At 67.2% G+C, this 20,876-nt stretch carries 29 protein-coding genes and 1 pseudogene; 13 read left to right on the top strand and 17 right to left on the bottom strand.

From position 1 onward, the window contains the following. The 4 genes from AAY78_RS01500 to AAY78_RS01485 all read left to right on the top strand — a co-directional run. Positions 1 to 724: SCO6880 family protein (locus AAY78_RS01500; RefSeq protein ID WP_046746604.1), on the top strand; the 724-nt coding region annotated here is incomplete at its 5' end. Between the two features lie 9 nt (positions 725 to 733). Beyond that, a complete protein-coding gene (locus AAY78_RS01495; RefSeq protein ID WP_396654340.1) occupies positions 734 to 2,293 on the top strand; it encodes an ATP/GTP-binding protein in 1,560 nt (519 codons plus the stop codon). Continuing rightward, positions 2,290 to 4,077: a type IV secretory system conjugative DNA transfer family protein gene (locus AAY78_RS01490; RefSeq protein WP_046746602.1), complete on the top strand. Its 1,788-nt coding sequence runs from the start codon at positions 2,290 to 2,292 to the stop codon at positions 4,075 to 4,077. Before AAY78_RS01495 ends, AAY78_RS01490 begins: the two co-directional genes overlap by 4 nt. After that, positions 4,074 to 4,541 carry a DUF4913 domain-containing protein gene (locus tag AAY78_RS01485; RefSeq protein WP_046746601.1) on the top strand — a complete coding sequence of 156 codons (468 nt, stop codon included), beginning with the start codon at positions 4,074 to 4,076 and terminating at the stop codon, positions 4,539 to 4,541. The genes AAY78_RS01490 and AAY78_RS01485 overlap by 4 nt, the downstream gene beginning before the upstream one ends. Positions 4,542 to 4,590: 49 nt before the next feature. Here AAY78_RS01485 and AAY78_RS01480 read toward each other — a convergent pair whose 3' ends face one another. Genes AAY78_RS01480 through AAY78_RS01470 form a run of 3 tightly spaced genes read right to left on the bottom strand, consistent with a single transcriptional unit; the run spans position 4,591 to position 7,547 of the window. After that, the gene (locus AAY78_RS01480) at positions 4,591 to 5,433 is read right to left on the bottom strand and encodes a hypothetical protein (RefSeq protein WP_046746600.1); all 843 of its coding nucleotides are present in this window, start codon (positions 5,431 to 5,433) and stop codon (positions 4,591 to 4,593) included. A 12-nt stretch (positions 5,434 to 5,445) separates the two neighbouring features. Further along, a complete protein-coding gene (locus tag AAY78_RS01475; protein WP_046746599.1) occupies positions 5,446 to 7,137 on the bottom strand; it encodes a relaxase/mobilization nuclease domain-containing protein in 1,692 nt (563 codons plus the stop codon). Beyond that, the gene (locus AAY78_RS01470) at positions 7,134 to 7,547 is read right to left on the bottom strand and encodes a plasmid mobilization protein (RefSeq protein WP_046746598.1); all 414 of its coding nucleotides are present in this window, start codon (positions 7,545 to 7,547) and stop codon (positions 7,134 to 7,136) included. The genes AAY78_RS01475 and AAY78_RS01470 overlap by 4 nt, the downstream gene beginning before the upstream one ends. 253 nt (positions 7,548 to 7,800) lie before the next feature. On the opposite strand from AAY78_RS01470, the gene AAY78_RS01465 reads away from it, so the two are divergent. Beyond that, positions 7,801 to 8,175, top strand: a complete 375-nt coding sequence (locus AAY78_RS01465) for a hypothetical protein (RefSeq protein ID WP_046746597.1) — start codon at positions 7,801 to 7,803, stop codon at positions 8,173 to 8,175. Positions 8,176 to 8,426: 251 nt separating this feature from the next. Next, complete coding sequence (locus AAY78_RS01460; RefSeq protein ID WP_046746596.1) at positions 8,427 to 8,633, top strand: hypothetical protein; 207 nt, start codon at positions 8,427 to 8,429, stop codon at positions 8,631 to 8,633. Between the two features lie 4 nt (positions 8,634 to 8,637). On the opposite strand, the gene AAY78_RS01455 is transcribed toward AAY78_RS01460, so the two are convergent. From AAY78_RS01455 to AAY78_RS01445, 3 genes are read right to left on the bottom strand one after another with little or no spacing between them, the layout of a single operon-like run. After that, entirely contained in the window at positions 8,638 to 9,627 is a 990-nt protein-coding gene (locus tag AAY78_RS01455) for a zeta toxin family protein (protein ID WP_046746595.1), read from the bottom strand. Positions 9,628 to 9,657: 30 nt separating this feature from the next. After that, positions 9,658 to 10,419: a hypothetical protein gene (locus AAY78_RS19845; RefSeq protein ID WP_197077656.1), complete on the bottom strand. Its 762-nt coding sequence runs from the start codon at positions 10,417 to 10,419 to the stop codon at positions 9,658 to 9,660. A 47-nt stretch (positions 10,420 to 10,466) separates the two neighbouring features. Beyond that, complete coding sequence (locus AAY78_RS01445) at positions 10,467 to 11,024, bottom strand: recombinase family protein (protein ID WP_046746594.1); 558 nt, start codon at positions 11,022 to 11,024, stop codon at positions 10,467 to 10,469. Positions 11,025 to 11,206: 182 nt separating this feature from the next. Between AAY78_RS01445 and AAY78_RS20010 the strand changes: the two are divergent. The 4 genes and pseudogenes from AAY78_RS20010 to AAY78_RS01430 form a co-directional block, all read left to right on the top strand. Further along, a pseudogene (locus tag AAY78_RS20010) lies at positions 11,207 to 11,344 on the top strand (helix-turn-helix domain-containing protein); the annotation flags it as partial. A gap of 15 nt (positions 11,345 to 11,359) precedes the next feature. Next, the gene (locus AAY78_RS01440; protein ID WP_231589629.1) at positions 11,360 to 11,734 is read left to right on the top strand and encodes a TetR/AcrR family transcriptional regulator; all 375 of its coding nucleotides are present in this window, start codon (positions 11,360 to 11,362) and stop codon (positions 11,732 to 11,734) included. After that, entirely contained in the window at positions 11,731 to 12,090 is a 360-nt protein-coding gene (locus AAY78_RS01435; protein WP_046746592.1) for a DMT family transporter, read from the top strand. Before AAY78_RS01440 ends, AAY78_RS01435 begins: the two co-directional genes overlap by 4 nt. Next, the gene (locus AAY78_RS01430; protein ID WP_046746591.1) at positions 12,090 to 12,407 is read left to right on the top strand and encodes a DMT family transporter; all 318 of its coding nucleotides are present in this window, start codon (positions 12,090 to 12,092) and stop codon (positions 12,405 to 12,407) included. Before AAY78_RS01435 ends, AAY78_RS01430 begins: the two co-directional genes overlap by 1 nt. Before the next feature lie 23 nt (positions 12,408 to 12,430). Here AAY78_RS01430 and AAY78_RS01425 read toward each other — a convergent pair whose 3' ends face one another. The 11 genes from AAY78_RS01425 to nrdH all read right to left on the bottom strand — a co-directional run bounded on the left by AAY78_RS01425 (position 12,431) and on the right by nrdH (position 17,154). Further along, positions 12,431 to 12,763, bottom strand: coding sequence for a hypothetical protein (locus tag AAY78_RS01425; protein ID WP_046746590.1), 333 nt, complete (start codon positions 12,761 to 12,763; stop codon positions 12,431 to 12,433). Between the two features lie 38 nt (positions 12,764 to 12,801). Next, positions 12,802 to 13,389, bottom strand: coding sequence for a GNAT family N-acetyltransferase (locus AAY78_RS01420; protein ID WP_179516452.1), 588 nt, complete (start codon positions 13,387 to 13,389; stop codon positions 12,802 to 12,804). A gap of 95 nt (positions 13,390 to 13,484) precedes the next feature. Further along, positions 13,485 to 13,829 (bottom strand): DUF192 domain-containing protein, encoded by a 345-nt coding sequence (locus AAY78_RS01415; RefSeq protein WP_197077655.1) that lies wholly within the window; start codon positions 13,827 to 13,829, stop codon positions 13,485 to 13,487. Between the two features lie 91 nt (positions 13,830 to 13,920). Next, the gene (locus AAY78_RS01410; RefSeq protein WP_046746587.1) at positions 13,921 to 14,124 is read right to left on the bottom strand and encodes a hypothetical protein; all 204 of its coding nucleotides are present in this window, start codon (positions 14,122 to 14,124) and stop codon (positions 13,921 to 13,923) included. 15 nt (positions 14,125 to 14,139) lie between these two features. Continuing rightward, positions 14,140 to 14,529: a hypothetical protein gene (locus AAY78_RS01405; protein WP_046746586.1), complete on the bottom strand. Its 390-nt coding sequence runs from the start codon at positions 14,527 to 14,529 to the stop codon at positions 14,140 to 14,142. Positions 14,530 to 14,533: 4 nt separating this feature from the next. Next, complete coding sequence (locus tag AAY78_RS01400) at positions 14,534 to 15,334, bottom strand: ParA family protein (protein ID WP_046746585.1); 801 nt, start codon at positions 15,332 to 15,334, stop codon at positions 14,534 to 14,536. 115 nt (positions 15,335 to 15,449) lie between these two features. Further along, on the bottom strand, positions 15,450 to 15,818 hold the full coding sequence (locus AAY78_RS01395; protein WP_046746584.1) for a single-stranded DNA-binding protein: 369 nt from the start codon (positions 15,816 to 15,818) through the stop codon (positions 15,450 to 15,452). A gap of 64 nt (positions 15,819 to 15,882) precedes the next feature. Beyond that, the gene (locus AAY78_RS01390; RefSeq protein ID WP_156172587.1) at positions 15,883 to 16,107 is read right to left on the bottom strand and encodes a hypothetical protein; all 225 of its coding nucleotides are present in this window, start codon (positions 16,105 to 16,107) and stop codon (positions 15,883 to 15,885) included. Between the two features lie 72 nt (positions 16,108 to 16,179). Further along, complete coding sequence (locus AAY78_RS01385) at positions 16,180 to 16,584, bottom strand: DUF6573 family protein (protein ID WP_046746582.1); 405 nt, start codon at positions 16,582 to 16,584, stop codon at positions 16,180 to 16,182. Positions 16,585 to 16,695: 111 nt separating this feature from the next. Then, positions 16,696 to 16,908 (bottom strand): hypothetical protein, encoded by a 213-nt coding sequence (locus AAY78_RS01380; protein ID WP_046746581.1) that lies wholly within the window; start codon positions 16,906 to 16,908, stop codon positions 16,696 to 16,698. A 3-nt stretch (positions 16,909 to 16,911) separates the two neighbouring features. Continuing rightward, the gene (gene nrdH / locus AAY78_RS01375; RefSeq protein ID WP_046746580.1) at positions 16,912 to 17,154 is read right to left on the bottom strand and encodes a glutaredoxin-like protein NrdH; all 243 of its coding nucleotides are present in this window, start codon (positions 17,152 to 17,154) and stop codon (positions 16,912 to 16,914) included. A 276-nt stretch (positions 17,155 to 17,430) separates the two neighbouring features. On the opposite strand from nrdH, the gene AAY78_RS01370 reads away from it, so the two are divergent. The 3 genes from AAY78_RS01370 to AAY78_RS19650 are packed head-to-tail and all read left to right on the top strand — an operon-like array spanning position 17,431 to position 20,797. After that, a complete protein-coding gene (locus AAY78_RS01370; protein ID WP_231589628.1) occupies positions 17,431 to 18,519 on the top strand; it encodes a tyrosine-type recombinase/integrase in 1,089 nt (362 codons plus the stop codon). After that, the gene (locus tag AAY78_RS01365) at positions 18,516 to 18,842 is read left to right on the top strand and encodes a helix-turn-helix domain-containing protein (protein WP_046746579.1); all 327 of its coding nucleotides are present in this window, start codon (positions 18,516 to 18,518) and stop codon (positions 18,840 to 18,842) included. The genes AAY78_RS01370 and AAY78_RS01365 overlap by 4 nt, the downstream gene beginning before the upstream one ends. Beyond that, positions 18,839 to 20,797, top strand: coding sequence for a hypothetical protein (locus AAY78_RS19650; protein ID WP_156172586.1), 1,959 nt, complete (start codon positions 18,839 to 18,841; stop codon positions 20,795 to 20,797). The genes AAY78_RS01365 and AAY78_RS19650 overlap by 4 nt, the downstream gene beginning before the upstream one ends. Positions 20,798 to 20,876 lie beyond the last annotated feature (79 nt).

The following is a 20,876-nucleotide window of genomic DNA, read 5'->3' as shown; positions in this document are numbered from 1 at the left end:
ACAACGTCCCTGGACATCACATCTAACCCAGACGCTCCAGGCGACCGGCGCGGGCGCAGCGCACCCGCTGACCGCGCAGCAGCTCTGCGAGATTATCCGCATCGCCTACGATCCGGCGGCCTCCGTGCTGATCGACGAGGCGCACGCGGCCGGCCAGCCGCCCGAGCTGGACTGGACCGACGTCGGCCCGTCTGCGGCGCAGGCGAACTGGTCGAGCTACCGGCACGACTCGGGGCACTCGGTCACCTGGTCGATGACCGGCGCACCGCGCGGCAACGTCCAGTCCGGTGTCCTCGGCCGTCTCCTGGCACCGCACCGCGATATTGCGCGAAAGCGCATCACTCTGCTGTACCGGCCTATCTCCCCGGCTCGCGCTGCGGCGATGGTGGAGGCGGACCTGCGGGCTGCGGAGTTCCGTGCAACGGCGGATGCCAAGGCGAAGGCCCGCGACACGCTCGCTGTGCGTGCGGCCGCGGCGACCGCTGCGGAAGAGGCCAGCGGCGCCGGCCTGGTGAACTTCGGCATGCTGGTCACCGCCACGGTGCGTTCGCCCGCTGAGGAAGCGGATGCCGTGGCCGCGATCGACAACCTCGGGGCGACCGCGCGACTGCGACTGCGGCCCGTGTACGGCTCGCAGGACAGTGCTTTCGCTGCGGCTCTGCCGCTCGGCCTCGTCCTGTCGAAGCACATCAAGATTCCCGCCGAGCTGCGAAACAACCTGTAGGAGGTCACTGTGGCTACTCGAAACAAGCGCCGGGTGTCGACGGTCGACGCCACGCAGAAAACCCCCGTGGTACGCCCTCAACGCCCGGGCCTGCGTGGGTGGCTCGGCCGCGGACGCGGCGAGTCGGTCTACGTGCAGCAGCCAGCAGAGTGGCGCGGCACGACCGTGCAGGTATGTGGCCTGTGGCCGTTCGCGATCGGTACAGGGACGCCGATGGTCGGCGTCCCCCTCGGCCGACACATCTACACGGGCGCGACCGTGTGCTGCGACCCCATCAGCTGGTTCCAGCGCGCCAAGCTCATCAGCAACCCGTCCGTCTTCGTGCTCGGGAAGCCCGGACTCGGCAAGTCGACGCTGATTCGTCGCATGGCCACCGGCCTCGCCGGCTACGGCGTGATGCCGCTGGTGCTGGGCGACTTGAAGCCGGATTACGTCGACCTCATCAACGCAATGGGCGGGCAGATCATTACCCTCGGCCGCGGCCGGGGGTATCTGAACGTCCTCGATCCCGGTGAGGCCGTCGAAGCGGCTGCACGGCTGCGGGAAGAAGGCTTCGAGAAGGAGGCCGCACAGGTCATGGCCGACGCCCACGGGCGTCGTCACACGATCGTGGCGGCTCTGCTGACGATCATCCGGAAGCAGCCGCCGACTGACCGCGAAGAGACGATCCTCGACCGGGCGTTGAAGTACCTCGACGCCCATCACGACGGTGTGCCCGTGCTGGGTGACCTCCTGCGGGTCATCCAGGAGGGTCCGCAGGAGCTGCGTGAGGTCGCGCTGGATCGTGGCGTCGACGAGAAGTACAAGGCGATCACCGAGCACCTGGAGGCCTCTCTGATCGGCCTCGTCGGCGGCGGCCGCCTCGGGGAAACGTTCGCTCGACCGACCACCAACCCGATGCGCCGCGACAAGCCAGTGGTCTACGACGTCAGCGCGATCGACGACTCAGACATGGACCTCCAGGCCGCGACTCTGCTGGCCTGCTGGAGTGCCGGATTCGGAACGGTCAACGTCGCGAACGCTCTGGCGGATGCCGGCCTGGAGCCGCGCCGCCACTACTTCGTCATCCTGGACGAGCTGTGGCGGGCGCTGCGCGCCGGCCGCGGCATGGTCGATCGCGTCGACGCGCTCACGCGCCTGAACCGTCAGCGCGGCGTCGGCATGGCGATGATCTCGCACACGATGAGCGACCTTCTTGCCCTCTCCAGCGAGGAAGATCGGATGAAGGCCAAAGGCTTCGTTGAGCGCTCCGGCATGGTGATCTGCGGCGGTCTGCCGTCCGCAGAAATGCCGCAGCTCACGAGCGCCGTGCCGTTCTCGAACGCCGAGCAGGAACTTCTCATCGGCTGGCAGGACCCGCCCGAGTGGGACCCGGCAACCGGCCGCGAGGCCGAGCCTCCCGGCCGCGGGAAGTTCCTCGTGAAGGTCGGCGGCCGCCCGGGAATCCCTGTCAACGTCGAGCTGACGACCGTGGAGCTCCAGGTGAGCGACACGAACAAGCTCTGGCACGACCAGTCCCGGGTCGGCCGTCGCAGCCGCCGCGCGCACGCTGAGGAGGCCGTCGCATGAACCAGCCCAACAACCGCCGCCGCGATCCCGCGGGCATGTCCGGTCAGAGCCTCGCCGTCCTCGTCATCGCGGGCGGCGCGGCCGTTCTGGGCGTCGGAGCGTGGACGTCTGTCACCCTCGCCCACCAGTGGGCCGGCACCGCCGACACACTGCCCTCGGACCCGTTCAAGCTCGTTATCGACCTGTTCCGCGGCCGCATCGAGTGGCTGCCGGCGTCGACATGGGTCGCGGTCGGATTCGTCGTGGCTGCGCTGCTCCTGGTGGCGTTGTACCTGTGGCTCCGTCACGGCGGGCAGAAGAACCGCACGCGCGTCGACTCGGCCTCCCGGTACATGGGTATCGGTCGGGACGTGGAGGCGCTGAGCGAGAAGTCGGCCCGCGCGACCGCGCAGCGGCTCGGTGTCGCTGACAGTGCCGGTGTCCCCATCGGCACGCACCTGTTCAGCGGCAAGCCGCTGTTCGCGTCCTGGGAGGACATGCACATCGACATTTGGGGGCCGCGCACCGGTAAGACGACCTCGCGGGCCGTGCCGGCGATCCTCGACGCACCTGGGGCCGCTCTCGTCACGTCGAACAAGCGCGACGTCGTGGACGCGACTCGCGACGTGCGCGCCGAGCGGGGCCCGGTGTGGGTGTTCGACCCGCAGGGCATCGCTCTGGAGGAACCGACCTGGTACTGGAACCCGCTCAGCTACGTCACCGACGAGGTGCGAGCTGCCAAGCTCGCGGAGCACTTCGCTGCGGGTAGCCGTGAGCCGGGGGCCAAGACGGATGCCTACTTCGACCCGGCTGGCCAGGACCTCCTGGCCGGTCTGCTTCTCGCCGCAGCTCTCGACGGCCGCCCGATCACGGACGTGTACCGGTGGCTCACCCGTCCGAGCGAGGAAGAACCGGTGCGCATCCTGGAATCCCACGGCTTCGACCTGACCGCCGACCAGGTGGCCGGCGTCGTGAACGCCCCGGACAAGCAGCGCGGCGGCATCTACGGCACGGCGCAGCAAATGGCGGCGTGCCTGACCAATCGCACGATCGTGCGGTGGATTGTTCCCGAGCCTGGCGACCTGCGGCCGACGTTCGACCCGGCCGCGTTCGTGCGCGCGGGCGGCACTCTCTACAGCCTCTCCAAGGAGGGCCGCGGCACCGCCGGCCCGCTCGTCACGGCGCTCACGGTCGCCGTGGTCGAGGCCGCCGAAGAACTCGCCGTGCACTCGCCTGGCGGACGCCTCTCGACGCCGCTCCTGGGCGTACTCGACGAGGCCGCGAACGTCTGCCGGTGGCGGACGCTCCCGGACCTCTACAGCCACTACGGCAGCCGGGGGATCGTCCTCATGACCATCCTGCAGTCGTGGTCGCAGGGCGTCGACGTGTGGGGCGAGTCCGGCATGCGCAAGCTGTGGTCGGCCTCGAACATCAAGTGCTACGGCGGCGGCGTCGCGGAGACGGCATTCCTGGAGGATCTGTCACGGCTGATCGGTGAGCACGATCGCGTGCGCACGTCGGTGTCGTCGGGGACCGGGCATCGCTCGGTGTCTCAGCAAGTGCAGCGGGAGCGCACCCTGGACGTGTCGGAGCTCGGCGCGATGCCGAAGGGTCGCGCCGTGGTGATCGCGTCCGGTTCTCGGCCGACACTGATCCGCACGAAGCCCTGGATGACAGGGCCGTTCGCGGAGAAGGTGCGCGCCTCGATCAAGGCGCACGATCCGCAGGCCCCGCGCACGATCGCGGAGGCTGAGGCCGAAGTCGCCACGGTGGAACGTCAGCTCGAGCAGGAGGGCGCAGCATGAGCGGTCTGGGTGAGTGGGACGACGAGGAAGAAACGACCTGGCCGGCCCCTGACAGCGGTTCTGACGCGACGACCGGCGACGCCGGCACCGAGACACCCGATCCCGGCCCGCAGCTCGTCTACGGCAACGTCAGCGACTTCGTCGACCAGTTCCTCCGGCACGCCTACCGGCGTAAGACGAGCGGCAGGCTGGCGCCGTGGTGGTCGGGCGAGTGGTGGAAGCACGACGAGGCCGTGATGCGCCTCGAAGCGCTCTGGCGAGCGTGGGAACACCTGCGCCTCGACCCGGCAACGGGCATGTCCGTCTGGTGGCGCGATCACGCCGACCACCACATGCGGGTGCTCATGGCCGACGACGGCCCTTTCCACAACTCACCCGACGCGATCGACTACGGCAAGCCGCTGACGCACGTTCCGCCGCCCGAAGGGCTGTTCGTCGACGAGCGAGTGGCACCGACCTCCTGACGCAACGAGAGAGGGCCGCACCCGGTGGGTGCGGCCCTCTCTTGTGCGCTCAGCGGCCGAGCTGCTGCGTGCGTCCTGCGCTGGCTCCGATGCGCGTCTTGCGCGCCTTCGCGGCCTTGCCGGCGCTTACGGCCTCGGATGCCGGCCGGCCCTGGCTGACGTCCGCGCGCATGCGCGTCGCGACCGTCTCCTGGTCGATCTGCTTGCCTTCCAGCTCGGCGGCGCGCGCAGCTCGTCGACCGGCGCTGTCGTAGTCCTGTGCGGACTCCGCGCGCACGTCCGTGGAGGCTTCGCGCAGCTCGCCGGCCTGAGTCGCCGCGGCGTCCCTGTCGGCTGGGTCGGGCTCGTGCTGCGCGGCAGCCTCAGCCTGTGCCGCCTGTGCGTCGAGCCGGTCGGCTTCGCTGAGGGTTACCGCGGCGTCAGCGCGGTCCTCCTGCTCCTTGCGGCGCTCTTCCTGGGCGAGTCGTTCGAGACGCTCCGCCTCCAGGCGGGCGACCCACTCCTGGACCCTGGCCGGGTCGCCGTCGAGGGCGTCGGTGTCGATGCCGTAGCGCTCGCGCAGCTCGACCTTCATGCGGTCCTCGGCGGTGCGCGCCTCGGGCTCGAACTCGCGCCAGGCCGTCGCCGTGGCGAACGTCTGCCCGATGCGCTGAGGGTCGTTCTCGTTCCAGAACTCGGCACCGTGCACCTGTCGCACCTCGGCTACCGCTGCGGCGCGCTCAGCCTCGAACCGGTCGCGCAGATCGCGGGCCTCCGTGGCTGTGCGGGCCTCCAGCTCGCGGGCGCGTTGTGCGATCGCCTGGCTGAGCTGTTCACCGAGCCGAGCACCAGCCGTCACGGCGACGCGCGCCATGCCCTCCAGGCTTTCTTCGATTCCGTCCGTATCCACCATTTCCGTACCCTCCTATCGCTCGGGGCCGCGCTCCGGCTGCTTCACGCTCGGGCTCACGCGCGGGCGGTCTGGCAGCTCGGTCGGCAGCGGCGAACCGATCTTGTTGACGTCTGTGCGGCCGGCGCTAATGCGCTGCTTCATGGCCTCCAGCTCAGGGTCGACCGGGACTGCCGGAGCTGGTGCCGGTGCGGTCGTTGCGTATGCCTCCAGGCGGGCGTGCACGGTGCGCAGATGGTCGCGCTCGGCATCCCGGATCGCCTGCGCCTGACGCAGCTCGCCGCTCGCTCGCGCGGCGTCGTGGACAGCCTTGGCGAGGTTGGCGAGCTGGCGGATCATAATGACCTGCGCGGCAAGACCCTGCCCGCCACGGGCACCCGATGCGAGAAGCATCGCCGTGCCGGCGAGCGACCCCATGCTGGTGGGCCTCGGCTTGATCGGCGTGCGCCACGTCTGCGCAGAGCGCGACAGAATGTCGGACGCGCGGGCGAGGTCGCCAGGCTCGTTCTCGACCGCGTTGGACCACGCGGCAAACGCTCCAGCCGTGTGTCGTGCGACGCGCGCCCACGTCTCGCGATCGTCGACCGGAACACCGCGCAGCCGCTCGCGCAGCTCACCCAGCTCGGCGTTCATCTGCTCGTACATCTGCGGGTCGACCTCGGTCGCCTCGCGTCCCGGCTGGACGACGCGGCGGCCGCGGTAGGCGGCGTTCCACTCGGCCGCGGCATCCGTCGCGCCGTTCGCCGTGTCGGGCCACTCGGCGCGCAGTCGCGGCAGCGTCAGGTCGCGTCCCAGGTGTCCCCCGCCGTACCAGATCGGCCGTTCGCCGGCCTCGGGTCGACGGGCCACGCTATAGCCGGTAATGACGTCCTGGGTGCCCTCCGCGAACCGGGGGCGGACGATGAGGCCGGACCGCCGCATGCGGCGCACGAACTCGCCCTCGTTCTCCGCCGCGGTGGCGCATCCGCGGACGGTTCGCGCGAGCGCATACCGGGGCTGATCGGTGCTCTTTTCTGCGGCGACTCGGGCCTGCCGGTCCGCGGGTGCAAGCTGCTCCCACGGCGGCGTCAGCTCGTCGCTGTCAGTGCGCGCACGCTCGTACTTCCACTCAGCGCGTGACCGCGCCTGCGCCTCCTGCTCGGCCGGGTCGTAGCCGCGCGTCGACCGCTCGGCCGACGCCGATTCCAGCACTTCCAGGCCGTACTTCTGCTCCAGTGCTCGTGACGCCTTCTGAGCACGGTGGAAGTCGTTGTGAACGCTCGCCTTCGTGCCGTCCTCGCGCACGAGGTTGACCACGATGTGAATGTGGTCATTGCCGTTCTGACTGACCCCGTGGCGGACGGCAGCCCACCGTGTCGGAGCCTTCGTCCCTTCGGCGTCATCGAAGTCCATCAGCTTCACAAAGTCGTTGGCGATCGCATTCCACTGATCGTCCGTCAGCATGCCCTCTTCGGCGCGCAGCGACAGCGAGCAATGCCACACGTGACCGCCCGCAACCTCCGTACCAAACGCCTGCTTGGTGCGGTCGAGGTGCCGCGCGATCGCGAGTGCAGAGTCACGTCCAAGCTCGGTGTCTGAGTGCCACGCCATGATCGCGTCATCGCCTGCGACAACGTGCGGCTCCGTGTGCTCGTTGTGGCGACCCGCTCCCGCGAGGTACGTCAGCAATCCGGACATGCGATCGCCGCGCACGACGTTCGGCATCATGCGCGGACTCCGAGCTGATCCACTACCTCGTCGATCTGCTCCGCAGTGCGTCGCACCACGGCGATGGTGTGCCGCAGCTCGTCGCGCAGCTCGACGGGCACGAACCCCTCGGCGTTCGTTGCGCGTGCGATCTGATTGAGGTTGTTACCGACGCTCGCGAGTGAACGGTGCAGCCGGAACAGGTCGGCAAGCTGCTCGCGTCGAGCTGTCGCCGTCTCCCCCGTCTCCTGTGCCGTGGCGCGCTCCACCAGGTAGCGCGGAATCGTCACGTCCTGGGCGAGGGCTGCGCGGTACAGCACGCCCTCTTCCTCGGGCGACACCCAGACCTCATGCCTGATCGTCCGACCGCCCTTGACGTTCTGCCGCCGCCTGCCCTTGGGCGTGCGGCGTTCTGGCGACTCGTTCGCCATACCAACACCACCTCTCTCATGCCCAGCGCAGCGACCCCGATCGGGGACCACACGTCCAGTGTGCCGCATCCGCGACCCCGTGTCGAGGATCAAGCCCCAGTTACCCCGGGTAACTGTATAGCTTGCTCCGTCTGGGACTCCTCAGAGGCCGCACCCGACGACAGGAGGGGGTGGAAGCGGCTACGCCGCTTCGGAGCCTCCCCGCGCTGCGCGCGCTCTGGTGTTTGACGGAACCGATACATACACTATGGATATGGCTAAAACACTCTCCGTTGAAGAAGCAGAAGCACGCGCGAACCAGCTCCAGCAGGAGCGGTTGAGCGCCATTCGGGGCCTCGCGGAGGCGCGTCAGAACGTCGTCGACGTGCGCGCCGACGCGGACCGCCGCCGCGCCGAGCTGGAGCGCGAACTCGCCGCCTCGGTGAGCGACGCTGAGCGCGACGACGTGCTGCGATACAACGCCGCGCTGTCGGCCGGATGGACCGACGCGGAGCTGCGCAAGATCGGCTTTGATGAGCCGGACAAGAAGCAGCGCACGCGCAAGCGCGCCGCGCGCAAGCAGACGTCCTCTCAGTCAGCTCCAGCGTCCGCGAACGGGTCAGAAGGTGGCGGCTCCGACCTCGTATAGTCCCGCACATTGCAGACCCCGCATCCGGCTTTCGGTGCGGGGTCTGTTGCGTCTCCCCGCGTCGCGGGGTTGCACTCCGTTCCACGGCCGTCAAGGGCGCTACGCGTCCCTTCGGGAGAGCCCTGCGGGCTCCCCTTGACCGCCCCTCCACTCCGTGCAAGGCGGCAAGTGTTCGCCGAAAGCAGGCAGCTCGGCGCATGCGCCGAACTGCTCACTTTCGGACGACACTAACCAAGGGAGAGGACGTCACGATGAGCACTCTGGTTGCGTTCACGACGATCACGACAACACTGCCGACACTGGACGACTCGCGAGGCAATCTGCTTCGGAAGGTTGCTGAGCGCGATCAGCAGCTCGCGGATCACGGGCGCTACGGTTACCACCTGCTGAACACGGTGACGGTCACGGGGGCGGAGTTTGTGACGGTGATCGACACGCTCTCGAAGGATGCCGATTGAGCGTTTAGGAGCGCTCGGGTCCGTTCGTCGATGAGCCCCGGTCGGAGACTGTCGGGCGCGCGACCGCGGCGCGCTGTTGCGTGCGCGCCAGGGCGGTGTCGACGAGCGTGGCGCTGCGTGAGCTGCGGGACTTGTCGACCTCGACTGTCGCCTGCGCAGGACGCCCCTCGGCGTCTGCTGCGCGCGCCTCTTCGGCGGTCGTGCGGAACACGCGATATCGGCCGACTGCGGGGCACTGCTCGGCTAGGGCGCGTGCTGCGGCCTCCGGCTTCGATCGGCCTCCAGGTCCATCGAACACGTCGCGCGCATACTCGCTGGGAACCCATCGGCCTCCGAGCGAATCACCGCCGTCTAGGGCGGTTGTGTAGGCATGCTCCCAGCGGCCGCGGATGCGCTCTTCGGACAGCTCGTAGGGAACCTCGACGTCGATCACGCGGACGTCGTATCCGGCCGCGGCAAGGCGCTGCCCGAGCGCCAGGGCATCCGCCTCGTTGCTGAGCACGGTGTCGATCACGATGTTGTCGCCCGCGGCGATCGCGTCGGCTCGCAAGCTCTTGGCGAGGTAGGACGATTCCTCGTGCACGAGGGATGCCAGCTCCAGCGGGTAGAACCTCTCCCCCTGCGCCTCACGCTCGCGAATGGCATCAGGCATCAGCCACGTGTCGTAGCTCCCGTCCTGCTGCGCCTCGCGCAGGAGCGACCGCTTGAACTCGTCCGCGTCGATCACGAGGTACTTCCCTCGGTGCTCTCCGAGCACGTCGGCCAGGACAGTGCTCTTGCCGGCGCCGGGAGGGCCGGCGAGAACGATCGCGCGGTACTGCTGCTCCACGTCGGGAGCCGCGGCGCGCGCTTCGTCGATCAGTCGTTCGTGGAGAAGGTCGCGCGCCAGTGTCGGCTCACCGCCGACCCACCACGCGGGGTTGTTCGTCGTGGCGGTGGGGGCATCCTTCGAGAGTGCCTGGCCAGGTTTGGACAGCTCGCGCACGGTATCCATGTGGCGAGCGACTGCATCGGAAACCACGCTCTAGTCGCCGTGCCGATCGTGAGCGTGGACCTTCCCGCTGCCCTTGCTGACCTTCACAACTTTGCCGCTCGGAAGGCTGACGGCGTGGATCTTGCCGGCGCGGCTGCTGCGCTCGGAGAACCCTCCACGAGGGCCCTTCACTTCGAGCTGCACGCCCTTCTTGGTCTTGATGAAGAAGCGGCCGTTCTTCTCGGTGACCTCTCCCCCGCCGACCGCCGTGGCGATTTCTCGAGCGGTGTCGCGCGCGCGATCCTTCGGCGAGACCTTACGCGGTGCGGGCGCTTCCTCCGCAGCCGGTGCCGGCGTGGCTGTGGAGTTGTGGCGGCGGTTGAACACTTCCTCGTAGACATCGTTCTCGATGAGCCCGCGACGTCGCGCGTCACTAACTTCGGACCAGGTGCCGGCCGGGTCGACGATGAGAGAGTCATACCCGTCTGTGCGGCCGCCTTCGACGTAGGGGAACCGTGTGAGTTCGTCGACGAGCTGCGCGCGGTCGATCAGACCGCCCGCGTAGCGCTGGCAAATCTCGTAGGGCGTCGCCCCGGAGAATCCGTCCAGCGGCATCGTGACCTTGGCGGCCGTGCGGAGCGCGCTGAGCACTGACGGCTGCGCGATCCCGAGCCATTTGGAGATCTGCGTCTGGCTGTAACCGCACTCTTCGAGCCGGCGCAGCTCGCGCCGGTAGTCCAGCTCGTCCATTTCCTTCCGGCGGCGGGCGCGCATTGCCGCTCGCGCCTCGGCCGGAACCTCTGCGATCGTCATAACGATCACCTCCTATAGAACATTCTATAAGAGACGGTTAGCGGGGTCTAGCGGTTGAGCGCACGGCGAACACTGGTGGCCCCAACTCCGAGCACGCGGGCGATGCTCTCCCAACTCTGCTGCTCCGCGCGCATGCGCTCCGCCGTCGCGATCCGTTCGGGCGTCATGACGCTCGGGCGGCCGCCGACGCGGCCCTGGGTCCTGGCGTAGTCGAGGCCGCGGGTCGTGTTCTCTCGGATCGTGTCGACGCGGAGCTGCGCGAACACGGCGACGATGCCGTAGAGGGCGCGGCCCATCGGTGTCGTGGTGTCGATCATCGGCTCGGTGAGGCTGACGATGTTCACCTGTCGGGCGTCGAGGTCCTGCAACGTCTCGATCAGGATGCGCTCACTGCCGGCGAGCCGGTCAAGCCGGCGCACTTTGAGGGTGTCCCCCGGCCGGAGGTAGTCGAGGCAGGCAAGCCACTGGGGGCGGTCTGCGACACGGCTGGATTCGCCGTGGTCAACGAACACTCGTTCGCAGCCAGCGGCGCGCAGCTCAGCCTCCTGCGCGTCCGGGTTCTGCTCGCGCTTGGAGACTCGGGCGTAGCCGACTTCGTGTGCCATGCCGAAAACGGTACTGCCGATGTTCCGGCGTGATTCTGTTTCGGCAGGGGGTTTCGGCGGATCATTTCTCGGCGTGTCGCGAACCTGGTCGTCGACGTCGACGAGGCCGCCGAAAACGATCGTTTACGGCTGAGCCCGCAGCTGAGTTGACCTACCATACCTATGGTAGGTATATTTGAAATGTGCCAACCAAAATCGAACTTCTCGATCACGCAGTTGAAGTACTTCGCCGCGGCGATGCCCTCACCCTCGATGCAGTCGCTCGCGAGGCGGGGTTGACGAAGCCCGGGGTGGTCCACCATTTCGGCACGAAAGAAGTTCTCACTGTCGCAGTCGTGAACCGCATCATCGACCGCTGGGAAGCGGATCTGCATACTCGGGCCTCGACGGATGCCGAGCCGATCGACAAGCTGCGCGCGTACGTCGACTACGCACTCAATGGCGACTTCGACTCCAGCGATCTCGCCCTGCTCGCGGACGTGAACCTGCGGGAGCGGTTGTCTGCGCTGTGGGCGGAACGCCTCACCCCGTGGCTCGGCACCGACATCGACACTGACCCGGCGAGCCGCGCATCACTTCGAGCCGCCCGCCTGCTGGCCGACGGCGCGTGGTTCAACGCTGCTCTCGGCATCCCCACCGTCCGCGACGACGAACGATCCGTCCTGCGCGCGATCGCCCTGCAACTCGTGAATGAAGGAGACCCCCAGTGACCAACAAAGCCAAAGGCTGGCTGTTCCTCATCGGCGCGATCGCCGCAGAGGTCACCGGCTCACTATCTCTCAAGGGGGCGCTCGACGCACCCGCCCTCTATGCACTCGTCGCAGCCGGCTACATCGGCGCCTTCGTGTTCCTCAGCCTCGTGCTGCGCACCGGCATGGCCCTCGGCGTCGCATACGGCATCTGGGGAGCCTCCGGGGTCGCACTCACGGCGCTCCTCTCCCTCATCATCTTCGGCGAACCGCTCACGCTCTTGATGGGCATCGGCATCGTCGTCGTCATCGCCGGAGTGCTGTGCGTCGAACTCGGCGCACAGGCCGGTCACAAGAAGAAGGCAGAGGTCGCGTGATGGTCTGGCTGTTCCTCATCGGCGCAATCATCTTCGAGGTCGTCGGCACGCTCTCCCTGCGTATGGCCGTCGACAAGAAGCGGTGGTACGTCGGCGTGGCCGTGGGCTACGTCCTCGCATTCACCATGCTCAGCCTCGCCCTCGCCGGCGGCATGGCGCTCGGCGTCGCCTACGGCATCTGGGCCGCATCCGGCGTCGCACTCACCGCCATCCTCAGCAAGTTCCTCTTCAAAGAGCCCTTCACCTGGCTGATGGGCCTCGGCATCGTCCTCATCGTCGGTGGCGTTCTCTGCATTGAACTCGGAGCCGTCCACTAACCCGGCGATCGTTTACAGCGGGGCTACCAAACGTCGGTCGGGTCAGAGATTCGCTGACATGCTCCCTGCCATACCCAGCACCGCAGCTTGTCGCCGTCGATCGTCACCTGGACGCCCACGGCGTCGGCCGTCCAACGTTTCACCTGGACGACGCACCGGACGTTCGTATCCCCGAACTGGAGCCAGGCGTGACCCCATATCGTCATCTGCTCGGGAACGATGGTGAGCGGCTGCGCATGCAATCGAAGCTGGAGGGAATCGAGGGTGCGCAGCGGCCCGCGCTTGCGCGCCTCGCGCAGCTCTCGCTCTTCGCCCCTCTGCGCCGGCAGATGCGGGTAGCGCTTGTTCGTTCCCACTGAGACATCGTTACGGGAACATCAGACGTCGAGCGTGGCTACTTCGCCTCGGGCGTCCCGCAGTTGGGGCATAGGAGGTAGCCGCCGTCCTCGTCGACGAACTCGAACACGTCGCGGCACCGCGAGCAGTTGATCTTGCCCTGGTGCATTCGCCATGCGTCGACGTAAAACCATGTTCCGTCAATGCCCGGGTAATGGCTCAGCTCGCTGTTGGTGGGACGCCGTGCGGGGAGTCCCGTGTTGTGACCGACAACGGTCGCACCGGACCTGCGGTAGAAGTCCGCGCTATTGTTCCGGTCGTCCACGAACCCATCGAGGTAGCGGCCACCATGAGGAAGAGCCCAGTACGCGGCCTCTGAAAGCAGCTCTCGGCCGATACCGGACCCGCGGGCCTCAGGCAGCACGAAGAGGGCGGCGAGGATTCGGTGTGTTGTCGCGAACTGCCGCGCGGCGTCGGGCTCTTTCGATATCAGCTCGTCGGACACGAACGGCTCGACCACGGCGCCGCCCAGCATCATCCCCCGGTCATCACTCGCACCGATGATGATGCTCGGCTCAGGGTGGGTGTCGTCTCCGAAGATCCTCCGGAGCTGCGCCGCTCTTCGCCGGTCGTCGGCCGCCACCATGTGCGGGGGCGCATAGCCGATGATGAGCTGCGCCGCGACGGTCTGCACAATCTGCCTGGCCTGCGGGGTGTCAATCCGTCCTACGCCCATCTGTCCTACTCGCTCTCTACCTGCACGGTTGTCTCTGGCGACACATGGCTGAATGTGCCAGCCGGGGCCTCAAGAATCGCGTCTACGACGCCCGGGGACGCCTCACTGGGGCATGCGTCCGTCGAACACGGCTGGAGCGTCACAACGCCCGTCACGCGCCCGTCGCGGATCCACACGACGTCGAGCGGCACACGGGTGTCCTGCATCCACACCTCCGTGCGCTGTGCGTGCTCGAGCGGGAACCACATGCCGGTGCCCTCCGGCACGCTGTCGCGCCCGCTGAGCCCTTCGCGCTGCGCGTCGGCGCTGGTTGCTTGCTCGGCGGTGATCGTCACCCCGTCGATGGTCACGCGCAGCTCGTCGGTGCCCGCTGAGCATCCGGCGAGTATCGCTACGAGAACGGCGGCCGCCGCCGCCGCTCTGAACGTACGGAGCATGGAGCTATGCCGCTTGGAAGGTGACCACTCCGCCGGACAGGACAAAGATCAGTCCCGCAGCGATGAAGCCAACGATGCCAATGACGAGACTTCCCGTCTTGGGTTCCATAACGCTTCTCGTGGCGAAGGAGTAGATGACAAGGATCACGGACGCGACGGCAGCCACGATCGCAACCCACTGGATGATGTTGTCCAGGTTCTCAAGCATTGCGGTTCTCTTTCGTCACTCCAGCGGCCGGCCCACGGGGCCGGTGCCGGGAGGCATCGGGTCGAAGTGTTCGCCGTCGTTGAATTCACGCTCCAGCGACTCAACGAGGCCCATCACGCCGTGCAACTGCATATCGGTCATGGTCCGCCAGCGGTACTTGTCGCGGCCGGCGAAGAACGCGGCGCGGATGCGCCCGGCCTGGTCGCTGTCCGCGTAGTAGTTCATCTTCGGGCGCGGCGGCATCTTCGCTGCCACTCCCCCGGCCTGCGTCGGCGCGGGGGCCGGCGCTGCGGGGGCGACTGCAGCCGGGGTCGGAGTCGGCTGTGCCGCCGGCACTGCCTGGGTGTTGACGGGCGTCTGCCCGCTGAGCGCGGACGTGCGGCGCTCGGTTCGCTTCGTGGCCATGTTCTTAGTTCCTTCCGGTGAGCTGCGTGAGGTATCCGTCGTAGATTGCCGCGAGCTCGCGCCAGTCCGGGCCGCCCTCATCGAGTCCAAGACCTTCCTCAGTGGCGTCCGAAATCGATTGGCGCTTCGGAACAGGCGGGCTCAGCAGCGAGAGGCCGCGCGCCTCGGCCGCCGCCTCGATTTCGTCGGCCCAGTGGCCGCCGCCGACCGTCCGCGCCTCGTGCTGGTTGAGCACGACACCGGCGACGCGCAGCCGGGGGTTGTAGCTCTGCTGCACCTGCGTGATGGTGTCGAGCAGCTTTGCGAGCCCGTTGGCGCTCCAGAGCTTCGTCTGGGTGACCACGAGCGCGCCGTCAGCGGCCGTGAGCGCGTTGATGACGAGCTGGTCGAGGTTCGGGCCACAGTCGATCAGGATGAGGTCGTAGTCGCCGCGCAGCGGCTCCAGTGCGCGGCTCAGCCGACCCTCTCGGGATGCTCCAGCTACGACGAGCTGATCGCGCACGACGCCGAGCGTCTCCCCCGTGGTCGGCACGACGTCGAGGCCGTCCCAGATTCCCGGCACGATGACGTCTGCGATGGTGTCGGGCGCGTACTCGCTGAGCACGTCGGCCAAGCCCGGTTCCGTTTCCCCTACGTCCTCGGTGAGCACGCTCGTGATATTGCCCTGAGGGTCGCTGTCGACGACGAGAACGCGCAGGCCGGCGAGCACGGCAGCACGGGTCAGGTGATAGAGCGTCGTCGACTTGCCAACGCCGCCCTTCTGGTTGCAGGCGGTCAGGATGATTGCCTGGCGCGTGGTGGTCATGGTCACGGGTTCCTCCCGGGTCGGATGATCTGAGTGTATCCCCATTAGGGACAATGCCTCTATTGGGTATGAGGAAAGGAGGGGAGCACGCGGAGCACTCCCCTCCCGGGCGCGGTCACTCGGTCGTGCCGCTGCGCTCCACGGTCACCGACTGGAGGTGCAGGCTCACGCCGACCTCATCGGCTCGGACTTCGTGCTGGATGCGCTCTTCGCCGCCCTCGGGGCGGTAGATGGTCGTGCGGTACTCCCCCGCGAATGTGATGCGGATGTTGCCGGAGCGCTCCGCGGCCTCGACGAGGTTCACCGCCTGGTTGCCCTGCACGGACACGTCGTAGCCGATCGTGCCGCCGTCCTCGTAGTTGCCGTCGTCCTTGCGGATACGGTCGGTCACGAGCACGCGAGCGTAGGTGTACGGCTTGCCCTTGTCGTTCTCGCGCAGGACGGGAGTCGCGGCGAGGTTTCCGGTGCGGGTGATGTAGCTCATGGTGAGCGGTTCCTTTCTCTCTGTGTTGGGGGTAATGCCGGTATTAGTACCAGTTTGCAACGGGTCAGAGCCCGTAGCGGTTGATGGTCATACGGTGCCCGTCCATCTGGGCGGGGTAGAACACCCACTCGATGCCGGAGCTGGTAGGCGGCTCGAACCGAACACCGCGAACGGGGCTGCCGGTGGTAATCGGTGCCAGCTCGTCGAGGACGGTGAGGGGCTTGGCATAGAACTTGCCGTCGAGGGCCGTCAGCACGTCCCCCTCCCGCAGGTCTGCCAGCTTGGTCACGATCAGCTCCTTCATGTTGTGTACCTCCATTGTACCTAATGCCTCTATTAGTGGCAATGCCGGGATTGGTTATCAGTCCTCGCGCGGGAGCATGATCGTCACGACGGGCTCGGCCTCGTCGCCGGGGCCGATATGCAGGGCCAGCTCGATCAGCTCGGCTTCGTTCCACTGCCGGCCTCGGTCCTCGTTCGGGATGCGGAACACGCGGAAGGTAACGCGATCGCCTCCCGGGGCGTTGCCCGCGGCGATGCCGGCCATGTAGAGCACGTCCCACAGCCGCCCGTCCTCATCCTGGGGCTCGGGCCTGTCGTCGTCCCACTCGACCGCCTCGGCCCATGCTGCCTTGGTGAGCGCGACGGGGATGCGGAAGCGAGCTTCGCGGGCCATGTGGCTGACGTCCACCAGGTCACCATCCGCTAGTGCGTCCTCGCGGGTGCGGCTGTGGATCACGCTGCCGAAGTAGTTCTCGATGCTCATGCTGTCCTCCTGTACCTAATGCCTCTATTTATCCGGCGGGACAATCCGCGGTTTTTCGCGCGTCTTGGTCTATGTCTCTATTGTATCTAATGCCTCTATTAGTGGCAAGGGTCATTCTCCGCGCGCGCGACGGCGGGCGAACTCCGCGATCTGCTCGGGGGTGTAGTTGGCCTTCATGTACCAGTGATTCGTCTGCTGTTGCCAGAACTCGACGTCTCGACGCAGCTGCTCGACCTCGGCCTGCAGTCGGGGAATCTCTTGGCGCATCCAATTGAATGCCTCCCACGAAACGGGGCCCCGCTCGTCCTGCTGTTCTTCGCTCATCGGTCATCCCATGTGTGCGGCGATACGGTCGATTTCGATGGGGTTGAATCCTGCCCAGTGGTCCTGATCGTCGACGACGACCACGGGAGCCTGCGCGTACCCGAGATCCTTGACGTACTCGAGCGCAGCGTCATCCTGGCTGAGGTCCACGACGCGGTAGGGGATGCCCTTGGCATCAAGCGCACGATAGGTCGCGTTGCACTGGACGCAGCTCGGCTTGCTGTATACAAGCGGGCGAAGTTGCATCGGATGAATCAATAGTGCCGTGATGTTGGCGTCTGAATCGGGCAGCACCGGGACTGTTCGACGCAGACTATCGCGGCTGACTGCAACCTTCTAGGGCAGCTGGTTGAGCGGCTAAATTGACGATCTCCTGATCAGGGGATGGATCGGTGAGCGGGGACGTCGCTAACAGCCAAGGCGACGACAATGCTCAATCGTGGATGCCTCGTTGCACTGGCAGACTCCGTGATACGTTCACAGCATGTTTGAGGCATCTGATGCAAGCGTGAGGATGGTTTGGTGACCCGCGAAGTCCGGTCTCTTGCGCCGGTGCTGCTGCTGGATCCGGCGCGGTCGACGTTCGACGAGATGTTGCGCGGGTACGCCGTGTCGATGCGTTCGCGTGGCCTGTCGGAAGGCACCATCCGGGGAAGTCAGTACGGCGTGAAGCGGTTCTTCCGTTTCGCGGGCACCTACCCGTGGGAGTGGCAGCCGCAGGACGTAGAGGACTTCACCTCGTCGTTGCTGGCAGGCCCCGAGCCGTTGGCGCATTCCACGATCCGCGGCTACCACCAGGTGTTGAAGGGCTTCTGCGGGTACATCTCGCATGCGGCCTACGACTGGGTGGACGTCTGCATGGAACGCTTCGGGTCGGCGCCGGCTCAGATCTGCCATCCGTGGAACACGTTCGCGCACCTGGCCGAGTTCGAGGCGAAGCCCGCTCGACGGCCATTCGGCTACGACGAGCTCGAGGCGTTCTTCGCACATGCCGATCAACGCGCGCACGACCTGCTCGAGGACCGCAAGAAGGGCGCATTGCCCGCACTGCGAGATGCGCAGTTCTTTAAGACGGTCTATGCATTCGGTCTGCGGCGACGCGAAGCGGTGATGCTCGACCTGAACGATCTCCGTTCGAATCCCTACGTTCCCGAGTGGGGCGCGTATGCGAAGGTGCAGGTTCGATACGGCAAGGCGATGAAGGGGTCACCGCCGCGCCGCCGCACCGTGCTGGCATGCCCGGAGTTCGCGTGGGCATCCGAGGGGCTGCGCTACTGGGTCGAGGAGGTGCGGCCCCGGCTGGCCGGTGAGAGCGATGCGCTCTGGGTCAGTGAGAGGCGTGCCCGCATCACGACCCGCACGGTTGATCAGCGGTTCGCGGAGATCCGCGACGCGGTCGGCCTGGATCGCGCGTTGACGTTGCACAGCCTCCGCCACTCCTACGTGACCCACCTGATTGAGTTCGGCTACGCCGCCCAGTTCGTGCAGGAGCAGGTCGGACACAATCACTCGTCGACGACCGCGATTTACACGTCAGTTGGAGACGACTTCAAGAACCGGATCTTCCAGGAAGCGCTGCGGCGCGTGCTCGGAGAAGGAGCAACCGCATGACCCGACTGTTCGATTGGCACCTTCGCCGCAAGCTCGCCGAGCGCGGCCTCTACAAGACCACCGAGCTGGTGCCGCTGCTCGCCGAACAGGGCGTGCAGCTGTCACGTGAGCAGGTCTACCGGCTGGTCACCTCCCCTCCGCAACGCCTGAACATCGAGGTCCTCGACGCGCTCTGCGTCATCCTGGACTGCACCCCGAACGACCTGATCAGCTTCACCGTCGCGGCACGCGAGCAGCCGAAAGCCGTGGGCGGCGCCACCGTCACCGACATCGGCACGCTCAAGACCGTGCCCGCGCGGATCACCCGACCCGACAGGTCGTGACCTCGCGACTCTCCACCGCGCTTCCCGACAACATCGCCGCCCTGATTGACCATGGCGACCCGTGGGCGACGATCGGCGCGGAAGGAGTGCGTGAGCTGCTCGAGCAACTCGCCCCCACACCGGTGGGGCAGGGCCATCTTCGCCGGTTCCTCACCGACGCCGACGCGACCTGGATCACGGACGCGGACCCGCACCTTCCCCGTCAGGCGCAACGGCTGCTGCGGCTGCTCCGAGATCGCGGGATCCCGGTCGCTCTGCCTCTCTGCAGCGGTTGCGGGCGGGAACAGCTGCTCACGCAGACGCTCGAGGATGGGCGACGGGTCTGCGACAAGTGCCGGGACGCTCGATACACCCGCCGTTGTGACGGCTGTGACATGATCCGGAAGATCTCGCACCGCATCGACGGGAAGAGCTTCTGCGGCACCTGCCGTCGGCAAAGGCCAGAAGCGAAAGAGACGTGTATCCGCTGCGGCCACGACCGGCTCGTCCAGAACCGCACACCGGACGGCCCGGTCTGCCCGCAATGCGCACCGGGCAAGATTGAGCCTTGCGTGCACTGCGGCCACGAACGACGAGTCCGAGTCCGCTTCCTTGGCGGTGCGACCTGCGAGCCCTGCTTCAACGTTATCCGCGGCACACGTCGCCCCTGCCCTCGCTGCGGCGCGGTCGGGCTGGTCGCGTCCGTCACGGACGATGGCACCCTCGCGTGCTCCACCTGCACCGGGGTGCGATCGCGGTTCATCTGCGCCGACTGCGGCATCGAGGACATCCGCAACGGGAAACGCTGCTACCCATGCCTGGCGCGCATCGCTCTGGACGACCTGTTCGCCGCGGGAACGCCCGCCCGTCGCGAGGCCCTTGAGCCGCTCCGGCAACGCTTGCTGCGACACCCGGAACCCAAGAGCATGGCGCGCTGGCCCGGCCGCAGCGCATCCGCCGCGATCCTGCGCGAAATCCTCACCGAGGACATCGATCTCACCCACGAAGCGTTGGATCAGCATCCCACCGTTCAGGCAGTGAGCCTGCTGCGCCACGCGCTCGTCGACGTGGGCGTGCTCGAACCGCGGGACACGGCATGGGTGCAGTTCGTGGCCTGGATCGACAGGTTCCTCGACGGCCGCCCCGAGCAGATGATGCGCACCCTCGGGCCCTTCTGCCGGTGGCATGTTCCGGCCCGCACCCGCCTGCTCATCCAACGCAACGGAGTCACCGAGGGCACCTTCGTTCGCGCCCGCCGCATCTGCCGGATCGCCGCCCACTTCCTCGCCGACCTCGACGCTCATCAGCTCGAGCTGAAGACCGCATCACAGCAAGCCGTGGAGTCCTACCTCGACCGGCACCCGCGTCACTTCGAGCCACTCGCCGTGTTCCTGCGGTGGGCATCGCACAGCGGCGCCGCCGACCGCATCCACCCGATCCCTTCCCGCTACGCGGATCCCTACACCGCCTACCCGATCGACACCTACCGGGCATGGATGCGGCGGTTCGCGACCGACGAGACGATCCAGCTCCGCACCCGCATCTGCGGGCTGATCGCAGGGATCACCGGCAGACCAATCACAACCATCTCCGGACTGACCACCGCAAGCATCATCGACAACGGCGACGAGATGCAGCTCCGCCTCGGGGTCACGCCGGTCCAACTGCCACCGCCCTTGCCGGCGTTGATCCGGCGGCAGCTCGCCACGCCACGGCGCTGGGACACCGAATCGACATGGCTGTTCCCCTCAAAGCTGCGCGCCGGCGCACACGTTCACGCCAGTCGGTTCGCCGCGGACCTGCAGAATCTCGCCTGCCGCATCGTCGGACTCCGCGGGGCCGCACTGCTCAACCTCGCCGCGACAATGCCCCTCGGCCCGCTCTGCGACCTCACCGGCATGTCATCGAACGTCGCCGCACGATGGCAGATCGTCGCCGCGTCCGCCTACGCGCAATACCCCGCGATCCGACTCTGATCTCAGGCGCTGCCAAGCAGCCCGGAGACCTGCTGCAGCGCGTCCGGGGACGAGTCGTGACAGGGACACGCCCGCTCCT

It is taken from the genome of Microbacterium sp. Ag1, assembly GCF_001005635.1.
GTDB classification, from domain to species: domain Bacteria; phylum Actinomycetota; class Actinomycetes; order Actinomycetales; family Microbacteriaceae; genus Microbacterium; species Microbacterium oxydans.
Note: the sequence above shows the minus strand (reverse complement) of the source record. Positions and strands in the feature narration are given on the sequence as shown.